Below are 19,692 nucleotides of genomic sequence, written 5' to 3' on the forward strand. Positions count from 1 at the left end.
AGGTATCAGGTAAAAGGAAAATAATAAGCGCCTAATGCCGACTCTATACATTTGCTATGTGGCTCTCTACCGCTGTGGGCACCACGACACTACCAGGCTCCAAATTAAAGAAAGCCCGACTAGCAATCGTCGGGCTTTTTTACGTCTGCAGATTACCCCGTTTTTCCTGCCTCAAAATAGACCGCTTAATTAAGCGAATTGGTATAAATTGGTAATAAATACTCAAATAAGGGGGTTGCGCCCTTATTCTGATTGATACATTTCTGGTCTTACTTGAAAAAAAACCAATGAGCCCAAAGTCTACTTAATCAACACTTATTTTTATAGAGCCTATCATGTCGTTATTACCTTCGTCTTCCAGCGTTAAGCAATTCGTATATTTAGCACAGCAAATAAGAGAGTATGAGGGTAATGCTGCAAAAGCCAGTGGTTGTGATCTGTTTACCCTAATGGAACGAGCGGGGCATGCCGCATTTTTAAATTGGAAATCATTCAACGCACAGCAGACTCTAGTGCTCGTAGGGAGTGGCAATAACGCAGGAGATGGCTATATTACGGCTAGCCTTATTAAGCAAGCCGATAGACATGTCGTGGTGTGTGTCGTAGATGAAAATAAAGAATTAACCGGTGATGCTGCAAAAGCACAAAAGCGCTGGATTGATGCCGGTGGTAAAATTTGTAACTTTAGCGCTGATGCACTCGATGAGTGTGATGTAATCATTGATGCATTACTGGGCACTGGTCTTGAAAATACGGTACGCGATAATATTGCCACTATAATTAAAGCGGCGAATGAAAGCACTAAACCAATACTCAGTATTGATGTGCCATCAGGTATAAATGCTGATACAGGCCAACCTTTAGGTATTGCAATTAAAGCCACTAAAACAATTACTTTTGTAGGGGTAAAACAAGGGTTAACAACGGCTGCGGGTAAACAGTATGTTGGTGAACTTATCTTTGATGACTTGGCTATTGGCGAGTCATTCGTAGAATTAGCAAGCCCTTCGGGTAAGCTTATTAATATCAATAGTTTTAAAGGCTTGGGTCCACGTGCTTTGAATAGTCATAAAGGTAGTTATGGAAAATTACTGTGTATTGGTGGGAATCAAGGAACGGCAGGTGCGATCAGGTTAACAAGCGAGGCAGCGCTTAGAGCTGGTGCTGGAATGGTCAGAGTGTATACCCATGAAAGCTCAATTATGCCAGTCAGTTTTGGCCGACCAGAGCTTATGGTAAGTGGTAATAACTTGCAACATGCATTGGAGTGGGCAAGCTGTGCTGTTATTGGCCCAGGCCTTGGACAAGACGAATGGGCGCAAAATACCTTTAATCAAGTCATTGAGTATTGTACACGTAATAATATGCCTTTAGTTATTGATGCTGATGCACTTAATTTACTTGCTAAACAAGCTTCACTGAAAATGCCCACGCGGTGTGTACTTACCCCGCATCCGGGCGAAGCCTCTCGATTATTAAAGGTGACGACTGGGGAGATAGAGTCTGATCGGTTCAGCTATGTTCAACAATGTGCTAAACGTTACTCAGCAGTTTGTGTTTTAAAAGGCGCAGGAACTTTAATAGCCGATGGTAAGCATACTTGGGTTTGTGAAGAAGGAAGCCCTGCGCTTGCTGTTGGCGGTAGCGGTGATGTTCTTACTGGTATTGTAGGGGCATTATTTGCTCAAGGGTTAGATTGTGCTGAGGCAACTTGCTATGGTGTTACACTGCATGCTAAAGCGGGTGATATTGCTGGGCAAAAAAATGGAGAGCGAGGTATGCTACCTAGCGATCTGTTTTGTATAGTGAGGCGGTTAATTAATAATATAAAACCATAAGATAAAAGCATTCATATTAATTTTGTTCTTTTTTTGATAAATCCATTAACCTTCTTATACTTAGTTAGCGCTGTTTGATTGTAACTGAGCTTAAAAATGTTAATACAGAAAAAAATGTATGCGGGAATTAACCGTAATTATGCAATGGGTAATAACGCCAATTATAAAAAATGAAGCTATTTCTGCAGCTAAGTTACAGGCTAAAGTAATAGGTGAATCATTTGCTAAGGATTTAGGAAAAAGTGCAGCATTAACTAAAGCTTATGTTGTTGCTCAAACACTTCCCCTTGATAAAGATCAATTTATTAAAAATTTGGCACCGTTAATTGCTAGTGGTTCAGGCATTGCCGGTGGTGGAATATGGCCAGAGCCAAATATGTTAGATGCATAAGCACAAAGGGCATCTTTGTTTTGGCCTAAGGGCGATAATGGTCAATACACTTTATTAGATGACTACAACCAAGCTGATAGCAGTCCATATCAATAAGAAAGCTGGTATACACTGCTAACGCTCAACCAGGCGTATGTGTTTGGTCTGAGGCTTATATTGATGCAGTCTCGAATGTGCCTATGGTAACTTGTTCTGTTAAAATTGAGCGTAATAATCAGTTTTGGGGAGTCGCTACTTTAGATATAGAGCTTTCTCATATTGAAAAGTCACTTCTTGCTGAAAATCAAGCAACCGGTACCTACAGTTTTTTTTATTGATAGTGCGCAGCAGTTTGTTTCTATTCCTGCATTTAGAGATACGAATTTAGCCATGCTAAATTTTTCACAAGTTGTGAGTAAAGATAGCTCTTTACAGCCTTTAGTTAACGCCTTGAAAAATGAAGATAGACTCGTAGCAGAGTTTAGTTCTGGTGTCATATAGGGGGATAGCTCAATTCTAGTGACATTCTCACTGCCGGAGCAAAAGTGGCGCTCTGGAGTGATAATTCCAACAGCGACTGCAAAAAAAGCAGCTAATACGCTGACATACTATTTGTATGGTTCATTCATTGTACTCATTGTTATATTTATATCGGCATTATTAGTCTTTGATAAGCGATTAGTTGAGCAAATAGAGCAGACTTCGGCGCAAGTTAGGTCATTAATGCAAGGGCAAACAGATTCTAAATTACCAATATCGGGGGATGATGAAATGAGTCATCTTTGCGAAGCTATTAATGATTACGGTGATCATCTTATTAAAATTCTTGGGCTGATTAAAGAAGAGGCGGCCTCAGTAAAAAACAATGCTGAATCTATTGATAACTTGAGTAGTAATAGTCAGCAACGCGCACATGAACTAATGCAAGAAAATGAATTGTTAGCCACGGCTATCAATGAAATGTCGATAGCGGCTTCATCGGCATCAGAAGATATTGGTGGCGTTGCAGATATTACCGCTAAGTCATCAGATCTTGTAAACTCTGGCTTTAATGTTATTGAACAAAACGCAGAATCTATCCAGCTGTTGTTCAATAAACTAACTGAGTCGTCTAATGCAATATCACAAATATCTGAAGATTCACAGCAGGTTGGTTAGGTATTAGATGTGATTATGAATATCTCTGAGCAAACTAATTTGCTTGCGCTTAATGCTGCTATTGAGGCTGCTCGTGCTGGTGATTCTGGAAGGGGGTTTGCGGTCGTTGCTGATGAAGTTAGAGCACTGGCACAAAGAACACAACAATCAGCTGGTGAGATTGAAACCATGATAAGTCAGTTACAACAAGCGGCTGCAAAAGGAGTCTGTGTTATTCAAGAATGCCGAGAGTTCTCAGAAGTGGTCAATGATCGTTCAAATACAACACGCACGCAATATGAAAATATAGTTGATGCATTTAACGACATTAAAGGGCGCTCAGCAAGTATTGCCGTAGCCACTGAAGAACAGGCTCAAGTAACCGTCAATGTTAAAAAACTAGCGGAACGGATCCGAGAAATATCAGGGCAAAATGCCGCCGATGCCGAAGACTTTAGAGAAGTAAGTAAGGCCTCTAATAGTCAAGCACAAAGGCTATACGACATTAGTCAGCAGTAACTCAATAAAAAAATCCAAGCAAGGCTTGGATTTTTTTATATAAATTTGTTTATTAATTTAAAATTGTGAGGATTTAAAAGTCTATCTATGAAGCTCGCCAGCTCTTTCTGGTTGATAAGTTACCTCTTTAATAGTTACTGTTATTAACCCACCGCCTGGCTTTGGCCATTCAATTTGATCTCCCTGTGAAAGGCCAAGTAATGCACTACCAACAGGGGCTAAAATTGATATTTTTTTGCCACTTGAGTCAATACTCTTCGGGTAAACAAGCGTTAAAGTAAATTCCTCACCTGTAGATTCAACAACAAAGTTCACTGTTGAATTCATGGTTACCACGGTTGAGGGAACTTCGTGTGGCTCAACGATGTTAGCCCTACCAAGTTCTGCTTCAAGTTCTTTTTCACCCGCAAAACTGTTCGCAGGTAACGATTCCATTAGCGCATACAATCGATCTGCATCCAGTGATGAGATGATTATTTCAGGTTTAGTATTCAACTTAATATCCTTAATCATGTTAAATAAAATTTACTCTGGGTATAGCTTGCAGGAACTCAGTTGCATTGGAATACACTGAGATAATTTTATTGTGCCTTGGTGAATTTATTTTATCTCTATTGCTAAAAACCCAGCCGAAGCTGGGTTTTTATTTGAGCTAAGTGTGTGAGGGGATGATTACATCATGCCGCCCATACCACCCATTCCGCCCATGCCACCCATATCAGGGGCACCAGCAGCTTCTTCTTTAGGGATTTCAGCAACCATTGCTTCGGTAGTGATCATTAGACCCGCAATCGAACCTGCAAATTGTAGTGCAGAGCGCGTTACTTTCGTTGGATCTAGGATACCCATTTCAAGCATGTCATTGTATTCGCCAGAGGCTGCGTTGTAACCGTAGTTACCTTCACCGCCTTTAACTGCGTTAATAACTACAGATGCTTCATCACCTGCGTTAGTTACGATTTGACGAAGTGGTGCTTCCATTGCACGAAGTGCAACTTTAATACCGTGGTTTTGGTCTTCGTTGTCGCCAAGTAGCTCAGCTAGCTTGCTAGCAGCACGTACTAGAGCAACACCACCACCAGGTACTACGCCTTCTTCAACCGCTGCACGAGTTGCATGTAATGCATCTTCAACACGGTCTTTTTTCTCTTTCATTTCAATTTCAGTCGCTGCACCTACTTTAATTACTGCAACACCGCCGGCAAGTTTAGCCATACGCTCTTGTAGTTTTTCTTTATCGTAGTCAGATGTCGCTTCTTCAATTTGTGCTTTGATTTGAGCAACACGGCCGTTAATGCCTTCTTCTTCACCAGCACCATCAATGATAGTTGTATCATCTTTAGTGATTACTACGCGCTTAGCTGTACCTAGGTCTTCAATCGTTGCTTTTTCAAGCTCTAAGCCGATTTCTTCAGAGATAACAGTACCGCCAGTTAATACGGCAATATCTTGTAGCATTGCTTTACGACGGTCGCCAAAGCCAGGTGCTTTAACCGCAGATACTTTAACAATACCGCGCATGTTGTTAACTACTAAAGTAGCAAGTGCTTCGCCTTCTAGGTCTTCAGCAATGATTAATAGTGGCTTGCTTGCTTTAGCAACAGCTTCTAATGTAGGTAGTAGCTCACGAATGTTAGATACTTTTTTATCTACAAGTAGAATGAATGGGTTGTCTAGCTCAACCGCGCCTTTTTCTGCGTTATTGATAAAGTACGGAGATAGGTAGCCACGGTCAAACTGCATGCCTTCTACAACATCTAGTTCGTTCTCTAGTGATTGACCTTCTTCAACCGTAATAACACCTGTGTTACGGCCTACTTTTTCCATTGCTTGTGCAATGATATCGCCAATTTCTTTATCAGAGTTAGCTGAAATAGTACCTACTTGTGCAATCGCTTTAGTATCAGCACATGGTACAGATAGCGTTTTAAGTTCTTCTACTGCAGCGGTAATTGCTTTATCAATACCACGCTTAAGATCCATTGGGTTCATGCCTGCAGCAACTGCTTTAAGACCTTCGTTTACAATAGATTGTGCAAGTACAGTTGCGGTAGTCGTACCGTCACCCGCTGCATCATTTGCTTTAGATGCAACTTCTTTTACCATTTGTGCACCCATGTTTTCAAACTTGTCTTCAAGTTCGATTTCTTTCGCTACAGATACACCATCTTTAGTGATTACTGGAGAGCCAAATGATTTATCTAGTACTACGTTACGGCCTTTAGGACCTAATGTAACTTTTACTGCGTTTGCTAGGATATTTACGCCTGTTAGCATTTTAGCGCGTGCATCACCTGCAAAAAGTACTTCTTTTGCTGCCATCTTTAATTTCCTCTAAATTCTTAAATGTTTGTTAAACGAAAAGTAGGGTTAGCCTACAATGCCTAAAATGTTGTCTTCACGCATGATCAGGTACTCTTGACCTTCGATCTTTTCAGTTTTTTCAACATATGAGCCAAATAACACAGTGTCACCGGCTTTTACTTCTAAAGCTCTAACGTCACCGTTATCTAGAACGCGACCATTGCCAACAGCAATAACTTCTCCGCGAGTTGATTTTTCAGCTGCAGAGCCAGTTAATACAATACCGCCAGCAGACTTGGTTTCTTCTTCTAGACGCTTAACGATTACGCGATCTTGTAAAGGACGAATGTTCATGTTTTTAGTTCTCCTAACAGTTTCTGAACAGTACAGAAAAAAGCTTTTCTAATTTGCATTCATTAATGGGGGTGGAGTGAAAAATTCCAAGAGAAAAAATGATAAATTTTTAATCTTTTCGCTCGTATTCACCATCTATGGTTTTAGGGCGGTTTTCATTTTGCTCGTGATGCATTGATTGATGAGTTTGTGAAAACCCTGAAGTGCCAGTTTGATGCATGCTAGCGCTCATTCTTACAGTTGCTTGACTAGCAAGTCCTGCAGCTAATTTGTTACGAATAGCAGGGGTAAGGAGTAGTAAGCCAAATACATCTGTCATAATGCCGGGTGTTAATAAAAGTACCCCTGCAATAATTACGCAAATACCGGTAAATAATTCTTTAGCAGGCATTTGTCCTTGAGCCATTTGCACTTGTACGTTTTGTAGTGCGCCCATTCCTTGCTGTTTCACCATTTTCGCACCCACAATCGCGGTTAGTACCACTAAAGCGATTGTTGCGAAGCCACCTATCACGTCACTAACCTGAATTAGCAAGGCAATTTCAATAATTGGGATGATGATAAACAGCAAAAATAAAATTCTAAACATAAGACTCTCTAAAAAAATGACACTTATTAAGGTGCTAATGAAATATAAGTGAGGGTTGTCGGGTCTATTTTCAAGCTAATAAGAGTAAGTAATAAACTTTAATGTTAGTTGAGTTAACGGTAGCGGGTTTAAATCAATTTACTGCAAAGACCCAAAATGTAGACAGAGTTCGTGTCTACACATTATACCCGCTATCAGCTACTATGGGGCTAGACCCCCGTAAACAAGTAAAGGTTCACTATGACAACGCAATTTAAACTTATTTTTACCACTTGCAAAAATAACGATGAAGCCCGTTTATTGGCTATGGCGCTAATTGAAAAGAAACTAGCCGCTTGTGTAAATATTTTACCGGCCATGACTTCTATTTACATATGGGAAGGTGAAGTAGCTGAAGCAACAGAAGTAAAGCTGCTAATTAAAACTAAGGCTGACAAAATGAACGATGTATTTTTAACCTTAAAAGATCTTCACAGCTACGAAGTACCAGAAATACAAGTTGTTGATGTTGCAACGGGTAACTTGGCTTACTTTAATTGGATGGACGAGGTGCTTCATTAATGCGCTTTATTTTATTTTTTTTATTAAGCGTATTAATGGCGCCTGCTTGGGCGGCACAAAATACCCTTGATGATTTTCTAAAACCGACTCAGCACACATTTTTACCGGTAAATGAAGCGTTTGTATTTGATTTTGACCAGCAAGGAAGTACGTTATTTGTTGGTTGGGATATCGCTAATGACTATTACCTATATAAAGATAAAATAGAAATTATTGCCAAAGGTGCCAGCATTGACGTGCCTGAGTTGGGCGCTGGTGAAATAATTGAAGATGAATTTTTTGGCAAAACTGAGGTGTTTTTTAATTCTCTTAGCGTTATCAGCAAACTAAGTAATGTAAGTGAAGATGGCGTTGTGAAGGTGCGTTATCAAGGCTGTGCAAAAGCAGGGCTGTGTTATCCACCTGAAATCATCAGCATTCCATTAAGTGTACTGGCAAGTGAAACTGATACTAATGACAATACCGCAGCAAGCAGTGCATTTGCAGCACTTAGCCAATCTCCAGAAAAACCAGCAACTGCATCAACACCTGATAAAGAGCTCACATTTACAGAGCAGTTAGCTAGCCAAAGCTTAATGGTTAACTTAGCTATTTTCTTTGCCGTGGGTGTGGGTCTGGCATTTACACCGTGTGTATTTCCGATGTTCCCTATTTTATCTAGCTTAATTGCGGGTCAAAAGAACCTGTCTACTAAAAAAGCATTTGCCCTATCATTTGTTTATATTCAAGGCATGGCGGTTACCTATGCAGCATTAGGGCTTGTGGTTGCTGCGTTAGGCGGACAAGTGCAAGGCTATTTACAGCATCCATATGTATTAATTAGCTTTAGCTTATTGTTTGTACTGCTGGCTATGTCGATGTTTGGTTGGTACGAAATAAAGTTACCCAGCCGCATGATGAACAAGCTAACCCAAGTGAGCAACAACCAAAAAGGCGGTAACTATATTGGGGTGTTCTTGATGGGGGTTTTATCAGGGCTTATTGCATCTCCTTGTACTACAGCGCCTTTATCAGCCGCATTATTATTTGTGGCACAAAGCGGCGATTACCTAGTAGGCGGGCTAACACTTTACGTACTGAGTTTAGGTATGGGGCTACCGCTGTTATTATTAGGTACATCGGGAGGTAAGCTATTACCGAAAGCTGGCGGCTGGATGGAACAAGTCAAAACCTTATTTGGTTTTATTATGTTAGTTGTGCCACTTATTTTGCTAGAGCGCATTATAGATATTGAAATTATTATGCTTATGGCAGGCTTATTAGCTATCGCCACAGCGCTTTATTTCCATTATTGGCAAAGCGCTCAAGCACAAGGTAAATTAAAAACCTTATTGTGGTTTATGGCTGTTTTATTGATGCTTACTGGCTTTAATTTAACCAAAAGCTATTTTTGGCCAACACAAGCCGTGAGTTTACAAACAACCTCGCAAAACAATGAGTTTAAACAGGTTGCCAATTTAGCCGAGCTTAAACAAGCCGTATCACAAGCAAATAGCGAAGGGCGCATGGTTATGGTGGACTTATACGCCGACTGGTGTGTAGCGTGTAAAGAGTTTGAGCATTACACCTTTCCCGACCCGCAAGTACAAAGTGAGTTTAGCCATTATCAACTGATGCAAATTGACTTAACTCAAAGCGATAATGAAACAATTGAGCTAATGGAAGCATATTCAGTGTTTGGTTTACCGAGTATTTTATTCTTTAATACTCAAGGTGAAGAGCTAAGTGCACAACGTGTCACTGGCTTTTTAAATGCGGATGATTTCGCTAAGCACCTTGCTGCAGTGCGTGCCAGCGCTGAATGACCATTCTATATGGCACAACATGATTGTTAATGTTGTGCCATTATTACCCCTCAAGATTTGTTCCCAAAACAGAGATTAGACCAGTATTTTGCTGCTATTTACTTCGAAATCACTATAATAGTTGGTTAACGTGAGAAATTGTTGCTATCTTACTTTTTTCAGCTTACTTTTTAGTGAAAACTTAGCTAGTAACCGCTTAACTCATTACTTATAGGATATATCGCGTATTATGGCTGCAAAATTAAAGATTTTAGTTATAAATGGCCCAAATTTAAACATGCTAGGAAAGCGTGAGCCCGATAAGTACGGTTCACACTCTTTAGAGCATATTATGAGCGATTTAAACAATGCTGCTAATAGTTTAGATGTGACGCTAACGCATTTTCAAAGTAATAGTGAGCAAGCGCTCATTGAACGCATTCATGATGCTTGGCAAGCGGTTGATTACATCATTATTAACCCTGCAGCATTTACGCACACAAGCGTCGCATTACGTGATGCATTGCTAAGCGTTGATATTCCGTTTTTTGAAGTGCACTTAAGTAATGTGCATGCACGTGAAACGTTTCGCCATCATTCTTATTTTTCTGATGTGGCGCAAGGCGTTATTTGTGGATTAGGTGCAATGGGCTATCACGCTGCTTTACATGCAGCGGTGAGCCGATTGCAAAACTCAAACTAAATTTAAACTAACAAACTAATAGGCGGGTCGTTTATGGATATTCGCAAGATCAAAAAACTAATTGAATTAGTAGAAGAATCAGGTATTGCAGAACTAGAAATCACTGAAGGTGAAGAATCAGTACGTATTAACCGTAACAACATGAGTGCCGGTCCTGCGTACGCGCAATTTGCTCCACAGCAATATGCTCCAACACCCGCTCCTGCGGCTGCACCAGCAGCACCTATAGCAGAGTCTGAAGCACCAGCGGCAGGTCCTACAGGACACCAAGTTAAATCTCCTATGGTAGGTTCTTTTTACGCAGCAGCTTCTCCAGAAGCGCCAGCATATGTTGAAGTCGGTTCACAGGTTAAAGTTGGCGACACACTATGTATCGTTGAAGCAATGAAAATGATGAACCAAATTGAGTCAGATAAAGCCGGTACAGTAAAAGCTATTTTAGTAGAAAACGGCGAGCCAGTAGAATTTGATCAACCTTTATTCATCATTGAATAATAGCGCAACGTAAAAGGCCAACTCTCATGTTAGATAAAGTAGTCATTGCAAACCGAGGTGAAATTGCACTTCGTATATTGCGCGCCTGCAAAGAGCTTGGGATCAAAACGGTTGCTGTGCATTCAACGGCGGATCGCGATCTTAAGCACGTATTACTAGCAGATGAAACTATCTGTATTGGTAAACCAGCAGCAACTGAAAGTTACTTAGACATTCCACGCATTATAGCCGCAGCTGAAATAACTGATGCGGTCGCTATTCACCCAGGTTATGGTTTTCTTGCTGAAAATGCCGACTTTGCCGACCAAGTTGAGCAAAGTGGCTTTGTATTTATTGGTCCTCGTGGCGATACTATTCGTCTAATGGGCGATAAAGTATCGGCAATCGAAGCGATGCGTAAAGCCGGTGTTCCTTGTGTACCTGGCTCTGATGGTCCGGTATCGGATGATAAAGAACGCAACATGCAAATTGCTAAGCGTATTGGTTACCCGGTAATTATTAAAGCAGCTGGCGGCGGCGGTGGCCGCGGTATGCGTGTTGTTCGCAACGAAGCTGAGTTAATCAATTCAATTTCGCTTACGCAACAAGAAGCAAAGCAGTTCTTTGGCAACAGCATGGTTTACATGGAAAAATTCCTTGAAAACCCACGCCACATTGAAGTGCAAGTATTGGCTGATGGTCAAGGTAACGCGGTTCATTTAGGTGAGCGTGATTGTTCAATGCAACGTCGCCACCAAAAAGTAGTGGAAGAGGCGCCAGCACCAGGGATTACTGCAGAAGTACGTAAGTTCATTGGTGAGCGTTGTACACGCGCATGTATCGAAATTGGTTATCGTGGTGCGGGGACGTTTGAGTTCTTATACGAGAACGGTGAATTTTACTTCATTGAAATGAACACCCGTATTCAGGTTGAGCACCCAGTAACTGAAATGGTCACCGGTGTGGATTTAATCAAAGAGCAATTAAAAATTGCCGCTGGTCAGCCTTTATCATTCACTCAAGAAGATGTGGTTATTCGTGGCCATGCTATTGAGTGTCGTATTAATGCTGAAGACCCAGAAACCTTTATTCCATCACCTGGTAAAATTACCCGTTTTCATCCAGCTGGTGGTTTAGGTATTCGTTGGGACAGTCATATTTACGCTGACTACACCGTTCCTCCACATTACGATTCTATGATTGGTAAGCTGATCACTTACGGTGAAAACCGTGATGTCGCTATCGCCCGAGCACGTAATGCACTTAATGAACTCGTTATCGATGGTATTAAAACCAATACGCCACTGCATAAACGTATTCTTGCAGATGAAAACTTCAAAAATGGTGGCACAAATATCCACTACCTTGAGAAGAAATTAGGGCTGTAAAGTTCATGCTAATTAAAAACCGGCTCAGGCCGGTTTTTTTATCTTTAAAAAAGAGGCAGTATCACCTTAAATAAATAATCTGGTATGATTAACAAATATGCGCTTTTCGTAAATTTTGAGGTAATCATGTCGTGTAGTTTTGATTTTCATTTAGTCGATGAAAATGCCACTGTTGCTATGGGTAATAAATTAGCTGCCATAATAGAACAGGGCGCAGTTATTTATTTGCATGGTGATTTGGGGGCCGGTAAAACGACATTTACTCGCGGTATAGTGCAAGGTTTTGGTCATACAGGTAAGGTTAAAAGTCCCACTTATACACTTGTTGAACCTTACGAGCTTGTGCGTGGCAATGTCTATCATTTTGACTTATACCGATTAGGTGACCCAGAAGAGCTTGAATTTATGGGAATTCGTGATTATTTTTCAGAAACGGCAACTTGTATTGTTGAGTGGCCGGAAAAAGGCGGAGAATTTATTCCTGTTCCCGATCTAAATGCTACGCTAAGTTATGTAGGTGATGAGCGTAAAATTGTTATTAACAGTGCCAGTGAGCGTGGTGTAGCAATTGTCGAAAAACTAAATAATAGATAATAAAATAGTTAAGGCAGTGATTATCAAAATGAGTCGTGGTTTAGTTAAACTTTTTATTTACCTCATGGTTTTTTTAGTGAGCTTGCCATTGTGGGCGCAAAACACTATTAATAGTGTGCGTGTCTGGCCATCACCTGATAGCACTCGGGTGGTGTTTGATCTCGACGATAAACCCGACTTCAGTTACTTTATGCTAAAAAACCCAAGTCGTTTAGTGGTTGATTTAGAAAGCACTGATGAATTAAAAACATTGCCAGGTGTGCCACCAAAACACCAAATTGTTAGCAAGTTACGCTATTCAAAACCTAAAAATAAACGCAGCGTGCGTTTAGTATTTGAATTAAATGGGCCAGTTAAACCGGTTATATTTGCACTTGCCCCCACAGGCCCTTATAAAAATAGGCTGGTGGTCGACTTATACGATAAAAGCCAATCAAAAGGGGCGGTTAGCCCGGCACAAACGGCGGCTAAAAAACGCCAGTTAAGCCAAGAGCGCGATATTGTAATTGCTATTGATGCAGGCCATGGTGGTGAAGACCCAGGTTCCATTGGCCCATCAGGTACTTACGAAAAAGACATCACTTTGCAAATTGCCAAGCGTTTAGAGCGCATGATTGATGCTGAGCGCGGTATGATTTCGCGTATGGTTCGTAGTGGCGATTACTTTGTTAAACTTAATACACGAACTAATCGCGCTCGCCAGAAAAAAGCCGATTTTTTTGTCTCTATTCATGCAGATGCGTTTACCAGCCCTGGGCCAAATGGTGCTTCTGTATGGGTGTTGTCGCTGCGACGTGCCAATTCGGAAATTGGTAAATGGATTGAGGATAAAGAAAAACACTCAGAGTTACTTGGCGGTGCTGCCGATGTAATTAAAGATACTGCAAATGAAAAGTACTTAGCACAAGCCTTGCTTGATATGTCGATGGATCATTCCATGAAAACAGGGCTAAGTGTTGCAGATGAAGTGATAAAAGAATTAAAAAAAGTAGCAAAAATGCACAAAAAGGCGCCGCAACATGCCAGCCTTGCAGTATTGAAGTCGCCAGATATTCCGTCTATTTTGGTTGAAACTGGGTTTATCTCTAATCCACGTGAAGAGCGACTGCTTAAAAGTGCCAATCATCAAGAGCGCTTAGCTAAAGCCATGTTTACCTCAATTAAAAATTACTATTTACGTAACCCGCCTGACGACTCACTGTTTGCGTCATTAAAGTCTCAATACCCAACAAAACATAAAGTACGCCCTGGTGAGTCACTGAGCATGTTGGCAGGTCGATATGGCGTGAGTATCAGTAAAATAAAACAAGTTAATAAGCTCAGTTCAAATACGCTATTTATTGGTCAGGAACTTGATATTCCTCAGAGTTAATTTTAAAAGCGCACACATTTAAGGTTGTTATGAGTATTGAAATATTACCTGCGCGCTTAGCAAACCAAATTGCGGCGGGTGAAGTTGTTGAGCGTCCCGCATCGGTGGTTAAAGAGTTAGTAGAAAACAGCCTTGATGCAGGCGCGACACGTATTCAAGTAGATATTGAACGCGGGGGCCACAAGTTAATTCGTATTCGCGACAATGGAGCGGGTATTGCAAAGGATGAGCTCACATTAGCGCTCTCTCGCCATGCAACCAGTAAACTAAAGTCCCTAGACGACCTAGAAAATATTTGTTCTCTTGGTTTTAGGGGGGAAGCCTTAGCATCTATTAGTTCGGTATCTCGCTTAACCTTAAGCTCTAAACCCGAAAATCAAGAAGCTGCGTGGCAAGCCTTTGCACAAGGCCGAGATATGGCCGTAGAGGTAAAGCCTGTGGCACATCCCAGCGGTACCACAATTGAAGTAAAAGATTTATTTTTTAATACCCCAGCACGGCGCAAGTTTTTACGTACCGAAAAAACTGAGTTTAGTCATATTGATGAGCTTATTAAGCGTATTGCGCTGAGCCGTTTTGATGTATCAATTACATTAACCCATAATGAAAAAGTGGTGCGCCAGTATCGCGCTAAAACTGATCCCGCTCAAGCGATTACGCGAGTCGCACAAGTGGCGGGTAAAGCGTTTGCTGAGCAAGGATTGCATATTCAATCGGGTGAGGCTGGGTTGCAACTACACGGTTGGGTATTGCCAGTTGGATCGGCTAATACTACTCAGTATACCTATGTAAATAATCGTATGATGCGCGACAAACTTATTCTGCATGCTATTCGCCAAGCATTTGAAGAGGTCAGTGGCGAGCAAGAACTTCCCGGATTTGTGATTTACATTGATATAGACCCACGCCAAGTGGATGTTAATGTGCACCCGGCAAAGCATGAGGTGCGCTTTCATCAAGGGCGCTTAGTACACGACTTTATTTTGCAAGCGATAAAACAAGTTGTTGTGCCCCTGCAAGCTGAGTTTGTTAATTCGCCAGCCGCTCACGCTCTTCATTCACCAGTTACATCGTTTAACCAAGAACACACTTCCAGTAGTGAACTTTTTGATTATCCTAAGTCGTCATTACAACCAAGTCATTCGCCATCTACAAGTAGTGCCTCTTATGGTGGCAGTCGTCAAGGTGAGGGTAGACAGGTGCGTACTGAAAGCCAAAATTACCATGATGTGAATGCGTTTTATCAGGGCGTGAATGAGCAACAAGCGCAGCACTTTGATACTGCGGCAGCATTTGTACAATCTAATGAGACGCAAGTATCAGATACAGCACTGCGCACTGTCGATATAATAAGCATTGAAAAGGGCGTTTGCGTGTTCAATAATGAAAATCAACTTTATTGTTCACACTTTAAATACGCATTAGCGGATGATTGGCTTGCACAAATTAAAGAGCAAGGCAGCCTTGAGGGCAAAGCATTGTTATTACCCGTACGGGTCAATGTGTCAAAACAAGATACCGAACTGCTGGCTACGCAACAATCATGGTTTACTTTGCTTGGCTTTGAACTTTTAATTGAAAAACAATTTGTTATGGTCAAGAGGTTGCCTGTTTGCTTGTACTTACTTGACGTGAGTGCCGCAGTCGATGCCTTACTTGATGGGTGTAAAGCTCAGTTAGAAAGTATTGAACAGTGGCTAGCGTGGCAGGTAAATGTAATACCTACACGCTTCTATGCCAGTAAAGCCTTTGCAGTACAGCAAACTCGCTTACAAAATAATGCGCAAACAATTGAACGTTTACGTGAAAAAGCAGTTAAAATAGATCTAAAGTCTTATCTAGCGCAATTTAATTAGGGTATTCGTGTTGAGTAATTTACCGGTCATATTTTTAATGGGCCCCACCGCTGCTGGTAAAACAGCATTGGCAATTTCACTGTGTGAGTATTTAAATACTGAAATTATCAGCGTTGATTCGGCACTGGTTTATAAAGGTATGGATATTGGTACCGCTAAACCGGATGCCGACGAACTAGCACGTGCACCCCATCACTTAATTGATTTACTCGACCCAAGCGAAACCTATTCAGTAGCTGATTTTAGACGCGATGCGATAGAAAAAATTGATAAATTTCATCAACAAGGTAAAGTGCCTGTACTGGTTGGAGGTACAATGATGTACTTTAAAGCCCTTATTGATGGGTTGTCGCCATTACCTGAGGCCGATGCAAACGTTAGAGCCGAACTAGAAACACAAGCTAAAGAGCATGGTTGGCCTTATTTATACAAAGAGCTGGTTAAAGTTGATCCGCAAGCCGCACAAAAGATGAGTGAAAATGATTCGCAGCGAATTAATCGTGCTTTGGAAGTTTACCGTATAACAGGTAAAACGATGACTGAATTGCAAAAGCAAAAGCAGCCAGCATTACCCTATACTTTTCATCAATTTGCAATTGCACCCGATGATCGCAGTGAATTACATCATCGAATTGAAGAAAGGTTTAAAATAATGATTGAACAGGGGTTTGAAAAAGAAGTTTCGACCCTATATCTACGTGAGGATTTACATCCCAATATGCCTTCTATTCGTTGTGTAGGTTATAGACAGATGTGGGATTACCTTGCGGGTGAAATTGATCATGATGAAATGATTTTTCGCGGCATTGCAGCCACACGCCAATTGGCTAAACGTCAATTAACGTGGTTAAGAAGCTGGCCTGATGTTACATGGTTAACAACCGGTGATGAAGAAAACTTGCATCGTGTAGTAAGTTCGCTAAGCTAGTAGTAGCTGGACAAAATTTAGCTTTGTTAAATCAGTTCAGCCACTTAATTATAATAACACCTAGAACGAAGGAATAATAACATGGCAAAAGGCCAATCGTTACAAGACCCATTTTTAAATGCATTACGCCGCGAGCGCATTCCAGTATCAATCTTTTTGGTAAATGGCATAAAATTACAAGGTAAAATTCAGTCATTTGACCAATTTGTAATTTTACTGGAAAACACTGTTAATCAAATGGTGTATAAACATGCAATTTCAACAGTTGTACCTGCACGCGCAGTCAACTTTCAAGGTGTACAGGGAAATGAAGACACCGAAGAAACTGAACCAGGAAACTTTTAAATTAGGAGCGTAATGCTTGTTTGACCGCTATGAATCTGGCGAACAGGCAATTTTAGTCCATATCGACTTACCTAAAGATGGGGATCGCGAAGATCTTCATGAATTAGAAATGTTGGTATCTTCTGCTGGTGTTAGTAGTTTGGCGGTTGTGCAAGGCAGCCGTCAAGCACCACATCCCAAACTATTTGTCGGTACCGGCAAAGCGGAAGAAATAGCTGAAATTGTCAAAATCCACAATGCCGATGTTGTCATTTTTAACCATCAGTTGAGCCCGTCTCAAGAACGAAATTTAGAGCGTGTTTGTCAATGTCGGGTACTTGATAGAACCACACTTATCCTTGATATTTTTGCTCAGCGCGCACGTACTCACGAAGGTAAACTTCAAGTTGAGTTAGCGCAGCTTCGTCATATGTCGACTCGTTTAATCCGAGGTTGGACCCACCTTGAACGCCAAAAAGGCGGTATTGGTTTACGTGGTCCTGGTGAAACGCAGTTAGAAACCGATCGACGTTTATTACGTGCGCGTATTAAAAATATACGCGCCCGTTTGGCTAAAGTTGGCGTACAACGTGAGCAAGGTAGACGAGCACGTACTCGTAATGAGATCCCAACGGTTTCTTTAGTGGGTTATACTAATGCGGGTAAATCAACCTTATTTAACCGTATTACAAATTCTGATGTGTATGCCGCTGATCAGTTGTTTGCAACACTAGACCCAACCTTACGCAAGTTAGATATTGGCGATGTTGGTTCGGTTATTTTAGCGGATACTGTAGGGTTTATTCGCCACTTACCGCATGACTTAGTGGCTGCATTTAAAGCAACGCTGACAGAAACGCGAGAGGCTGATTTACAATTACACGTGATTGATGTAGCCGACCCTCGTCGAAAAGAAAATATTGAACAAGTACAAGAAGTACTCAAAGAAATTGAAGCTGATGATGTACCGCAATTACTTGTATACAACAAAATTGATGCGCTGGATGATGTAACCCCACGTATTGATCGCGATGACGAAGGCCAACCTATAAGGGTATGGTTATCAGCAAAAACAGGTGAAGGTTGCGAGCTGCTAAGTGAGGCTATTAGTGACCTACTAGCTAAAAAGATGTTGAGTGAAACTTTACTACTGGCTCCTCAGTATGGACGTTTAAGAGCATCTTTATTTAACTTAAGTGCAGTACATAACGAACGTTTTGATGAGCAAGGTAATTGGTTGCTAGATGTGCGATTACCTATGATTGAGTGGAATCGTTTGATTAAAGATTTTGGCCCAGAGATTGAAAGTTTTATTAGCTGCGACTAAAAACTGAAAGATTAATGTCGGTTTTAGTATAAGAAATGCATAAGATTTGTTAGATTTAACACAATTTCCGAATTTATTTAGATAACAATGGAGTATAGCTATGGCCTGGAATGAACCGGGTAATAATGGCAATGACAAAGATCCGTGGAATAACAAAGGCGGACGTGATCAAGGCCCACCTGATTTAGACGAGGTGTTCCGTAAATTCAGTAACAAGTTTAACGGCTTATTTGGCGGTAAAAAATCCGGCAATGGTAGCGGCGGTGGACTTGGCGGAGCCGGTATTTCATTTGTACTTATTATCGCTGCCATTGTGTGGGCGTTAAGTGGTATTTATACGGTGAAAGAAGCTGAACGCGGTGTCGTTCTTCAATTTGGTAAGTTTGACCGAATTGCAGATCCAGGCTTGCGTTGGAAAATGACCTTTGTTGAGACGGTTATTCCAGTCGATATCGAAGCTGTTCGTTCGTTATCAGCATCAGGCTTTATGCTAACTGAAGATGAAAACGTAGTAAGCGTTGAGTTTGAAGTACAGTATCGAGTAATCGACCCATACTTATACAAGTTTAGTGTCACTAACGCTGACAGCAGTCTTGAAGAAGCATTAGATAGTGCGCTGCGTTATGTTGTTGGCCATTCAAAAATGGACCAAGTACTGACTAACGGCCGTGAAGTTGTGCGTCAAAATACCTGGGATGAGCTAAATCAAATCATCGAACCTTATAACTTAGGTTTAATCGTAACTGACGTTAACTTCAAGGATTCACGTCCGCCAATGGAAGTTAAAGATGCGTTTGATGATGCAATTGCAGCCCAAGAGGATGAACAACGCTTTATTCGTGAAGCCGAAGCGTATGCCCGTGAAATTGAACCGCGTGCACGTGGTCAAGTAACGCGTATGACGCAAGAGGCTGAAGGTTACCAAGAGCGTATTACTTTAGAAGCGCAAGGTGAAGTGGCTCGTTTTGAGAAATTACTTCCAGAATACCAAGCAGCTAAAGAAGTAACACGTGAGCGTTTATACATAGACACGATGCAAGAAGTGCTAGGTAATAGCTCTAAAGTGTTGGTTGATGTTAAAGGCGGCAACAACATGATGTACTTACCACTTGATAAAATCATGGAAAAACAGGGTTCATCAACACGTATTGCTTTACCTAGCTCAAGCGATATTAACGATTTACGTAACAAGGTAAATACGTCACGCAACAGCACTGTTAATAGTGGTAACGATCGCTTTAACAATGATCGCTTTAACGACGGGAGATAA

21 protein-coding genes are annotated in these 19,692 nt (G+C 41.2%); 17 read left to right on the top strand and 4 right to left on the bottom strand.

Annotated features, from left to right (window positions below):
- Nucleotides 1–335 precede the first annotated feature (335 nt).
- The 5 genes from CWC30_RS06300 (at nt 336) to CWC30_RS19045 (ending at nt 3,864) form a co-directional block, all read left to right on the top strand.
- Nucleotides 336–1,838: an NAD(P)H-hydrate dehydratase gene (locus CWC30_RS06300; protein ID WP_138626676.1), complete on the top strand. Its 1,503-nt coding sequence runs from the start codon at nt 336–338 to the stop codon at nt 1,836–1,838.
- A gap of 118 nt (nt 1,839–1,956) precedes the next feature.
- The gene (locus CWC30_RS18680) at nt 1,957–2,229 is read left to right on the top strand and encodes a hypothetical protein (protein WP_249929834.1); all 273 of its coding nucleotides are present in this window, start codon (nt 1,957–1,959) and stop codon (nt 2,227–2,229) included.
- A gap of 155 nt (nt 2,230–2,384) precedes the next feature.
- Nucleotides 2,385–2,546: a PDC sensor domain-containing protein gene (locus CWC30_RS18685; RefSeq protein ID WP_502704749.1), complete on the top strand. Its 162-nt coding sequence runs from the start codon at nt 2,385–2,387 to the stop codon at nt 2,544–2,546.
- Between the two features lie 220 nt (nt 2,547–2,766).
- On the top strand, nt 2,767–3,366 hold the full coding sequence (locus tag CWC30_RS19040) for a HAMP domain-containing protein (protein WP_283956808.1): 600 nt from the start codon (nt 2,767–2,769) through the stop codon (nt 3,364–3,366).
- A 15-nt stretch (nt 3,367–3,381) separates the two neighbouring features.
- Nucleotides 3,382–3,864 (top strand): methyl-accepting chemotaxis protein, encoded by a 483-nt coding sequence (locus CWC30_RS19045; RefSeq protein WP_283956813.1) that lies wholly within the window; start codon nt 3,382–3,384, stop codon nt 3,862–3,864.
- 81 nt (nt 3,865–3,945) lie between these two features.
- Here the strand turns inward: CWC30_RS19045 and rnk are convergent, their stop codons facing one another.
- From rnk to CWC30_RS06325, 4 genes are all read right to left on the bottom strand, one after another.
- Nucleotides 3,946–4,359 (bottom strand): nucleoside diphosphate kinase regulator, encoded by a 414-nt coding sequence (rnk, locus tag CWC30_RS06310; RefSeq protein WP_138626677.1) that lies wholly within the window; start codon nt 4,357–4,359, stop codon nt 3,946–3,948.
- 177 nt (nt 4,360–4,536) lie between these two features.
- On the bottom strand, nt 4,537–6,186 hold the full coding sequence (gene groL, locus CWC30_RS06315) for a chaperonin GroEL (protein ID WP_036980391.1): 1,650 nt from the start codon (nt 6,184–6,186) through the stop codon (nt 4,537–4,539).
- Between the two features lie 48 nt (nt 6,187–6,234).
- Nucleotides 6,235–6,522, bottom strand: a complete 288-nt coding sequence (locus CWC30_RS06320; protein WP_004587676.1) for a co-chaperone GroES — start codon at nt 6,520–6,522, stop codon at nt 6,235–6,237.
- Nucleotides 6,523–6,631: 109 nt separating this feature from the next.
- Nucleotides 6,632–7,111 (bottom strand): FxsA family protein, encoded by a 480-nt coding sequence (locus CWC30_RS06325; RefSeq protein ID WP_069439776.1) that lies wholly within the window; start codon nt 7,109–7,111, stop codon nt 6,632–6,634.
- A gap of 240 nt (nt 7,112–7,351) precedes the next feature.
- Here CWC30_RS06325 and cutA point away from each other — a divergent pair, with 240 nt between their 5' ends.
- From cutA to hflK, 12 genes are all read left to right on the top strand, one after another.
- The gene (gene cutA / locus CWC30_RS06330; RefSeq protein WP_036980381.1) at nt 7,352–7,672 is read left to right on the top strand and encodes a divalent-cation tolerance protein CutA; all 321 of its coding nucleotides are present in this window, start codon (nt 7,352–7,354) and stop codon (nt 7,670–7,672) included.
- Nucleotides 7,672–9,477 carry a protein-disulfide reductase DsbD gene (locus tag CWC30_RS06335; RefSeq protein ID WP_138626678.1) on the top strand — a complete coding sequence of 602 codons (1,806 nt, stop codon included), beginning with the start codon at nt 7,672–7,674 and terminating at the stop codon, nt 9,475–9,477. Before cutA ends, CWC30_RS06335 begins: the two co-directional genes overlap by 1 nt.
- A gap of 229 nt (nt 9,478–9,706) precedes the next feature.
- Nucleotides 9,707–10,159, top strand: coding sequence for a type II 3-dehydroquinate dehydratase (gene aroQ, locus CWC30_RS06340; RefSeq protein WP_036980376.1), 453 nt, complete (start codon nt 9,707–9,709; stop codon nt 10,157–10,159).
- 33 nt (nt 10,160–10,192) lie between these two features.
- Nucleotides 10,193–10,654, top strand: a complete 462-nt coding sequence (accB, locus tag CWC30_RS06345; RefSeq protein WP_138626679.1) for an acetyl-CoA carboxylase biotin carboxyl carrier protein — start codon at nt 10,193–10,195, stop codon at nt 10,652–10,654.
- A gap of 26 nt (nt 10,655–10,680) precedes the next feature.
- On the top strand, nt 10,681–12,021 hold the full coding sequence (gene accC / locus CWC30_RS06350; RefSeq protein WP_010391679.1) for an acetyl-CoA carboxylase biotin carboxylase subunit: 1,341 nt from the start codon (nt 10,681–10,683) through the stop codon (nt 12,019–12,021).
- A 126-nt stretch (nt 12,022–12,147) separates the two neighbouring features.
- Entirely contained in the window at nt 12,148–12,615 is a 468-nt protein-coding gene (gene tsaE, locus CWC30_RS06355; RefSeq protein WP_013466030.1) for a tRNA (adenosine(37)-N6)-threonylcarbamoyltransferase complex ATPase subunit type 1 TsaE, read from the top strand.
- A gap of 28 nt (nt 12,616–12,643) precedes the next feature.
- A complete protein-coding gene (locus CWC30_RS06360) occupies nt 12,644–13,987 on the top strand; it encodes an N-acetylmuramoyl-L-alanine amidase (RefSeq protein WP_036980362.1) in 1,344 nt (447 codons plus the stop codon).
- A 29-nt stretch (nt 13,988–14,016) separates the two neighbouring features.
- A complete protein-coding gene (gene mutL / locus CWC30_RS06365; RefSeq protein ID WP_138626680.1) occupies nt 14,017–15,843 on the top strand; it encodes a DNA mismatch repair endonuclease MutL in 1,827 nt (608 codons plus the stop codon).
- Between the two features lie 10 nt (nt 15,844–15,853).
- The gene (gene miaA, locus CWC30_RS06370; protein ID WP_028835550.1) at nt 15,854–16,771 is read left to right on the top strand and encodes a tRNA (adenosine(37)-N6)-dimethylallyltransferase MiaA; all 918 of its coding nucleotides are present in this window, start codon (nt 15,854–15,856) and stop codon (nt 16,769–16,771) included.
- An 81-nt stretch (nt 16,772–16,852) separates the two neighbouring features.
- Entirely contained in the window at nt 16,853–17,116 is a 264-nt protein-coding gene (gene hfq / locus CWC30_RS06375) for an RNA chaperone Hfq (RefSeq protein WP_008113494.1), read from the top strand.
- Nucleotides 17,117–17,132: 16 nt separating this feature from the next.
- Entirely contained in the window at nt 17,133–18,422 is a 1,290-nt protein-coding gene (gene hflX / locus CWC30_RS06380) for a ribosome rescue GTPase HflX (protein WP_036980358.1), read from the top strand.
- A 100-nt stretch (nt 18,423–18,522) separates the two neighbouring features.
- Nucleotides 18,523–19,692: an FtsH protease activity modulator HflK gene (gene hflK, locus CWC30_RS06385; RefSeq protein WP_010391686.1), complete on the top strand. Its 1,170-nt coding sequence runs from the start codon at nt 18,523–18,525 to the stop codon at nt 19,690–19,692.

The sequence above is a fragment of the Pseudoalteromonas sp. S4741 genome, assembly GCF_005886135.1.
Lineage (GTDB): Bacteria > Pseudomonadota > Gammaproteobacteria > Enterobacterales > Alteromonadaceae > Pseudoalteromonas > Pseudoalteromonas tetraodonis.

Coding starts and splice junctions, on each gene's coding strand:
- accC (WP_010391679.1), top strand. CDS start 10,681: ATGTTAGATAAAGTAGTCATTGCAAACCGAGGTGAAATTGCACTTCGT.
- CWC30_RS19045 (WP_283956813.1), top strand. CDS start 3,382: ATGAATATCTCTGAGCAAACTAATTTGCTTGCGCTTAATGCTGCTATT.
- aroQ (WP_036980376.1), top strand. CDS start 9,707: ATGGCTGCAAAATTAAAGATTTTAGTTATAAATGGCCCAAATTTAAAC.
- CWC30_RS06360 (WP_036980362.1), top strand. CDS start 12,644: ATGAGTCGTGGTTTAGTTAAACTTTTTATTTACCTCATGGTTTTTTTA.
- CWC30_RS06320 (WP_004587676.1), bottom strand. CDS start 6,522: ATGAACATTCGTCCTTTACAAGATCGCGTAATCGTTAAGCGTCTAGAA.
- mutL (WP_138626680.1), top strand. CDS start 14,017: ATGAGTATTGAAATATTACCTGCGCGCTTAGCAAACCAAATTGCGGCG.
- hflK (WP_010391686.1), top strand. CDS start 18,523: ATGGCCTGGAATGAACCGGGTAATAATGGCAATGACAAAGATCCGTGG.
- CWC30_RS06335 (WP_138626678.1), top strand. CDS start 7,672: ATGCGCTTTATTTTATTTTTTTTATTAAGCGTATTAATGGCGCCTGCT.
- CWC30_RS06325 (WP_069439776.1), bottom strand. CDS start 7,111: ATGTTTAGAATTTTATTTTTGCTGTTTATCATCATCCCAATTATTGAA.
- CWC30_RS06300 (WP_138626676.1), top strand. CDS start 336: ATGTCGTTATTACCTTCGTCTTCCAGCGTTAAGCAATTCGTATATTTA.
- groL (WP_036980391.1), bottom strand. CDS start 6,186: ATGGCAGCAAAAGAAGTACTTTTTGCAGGTGATGCACGCGCTAAAATG.
- hfq (WP_008113494.1), top strand. CDS start 16,853: ATGGCAAAAGGCCAATCGTTACAAGACCCATTTTTAAATGCATTACGC.
- CWC30_RS18680 (WP_249929834.1), top strand. CDS start 1,957: ATGCGGGAATTAACCGTAATTATGCAATGGGTAATAACGCCAATTATA.
- accB (WP_138626679.1), top strand. CDS start 10,193: ATGGATATTCGCAAGATCAAAAAACTAATTGAATTAGTAGAAGAATCA.
- cutA (WP_036980381.1), top strand. CDS start 7,352: ATGACAACGCAATTTAAACTTATTTTTACCACTTGCAAAAATAACGAT.
- tsaE (WP_013466030.1), top strand. CDS start 12,148: ATGTCGTGTAGTTTTGATTTTCATTTAGTCGATGAAAATGCCACTGTT.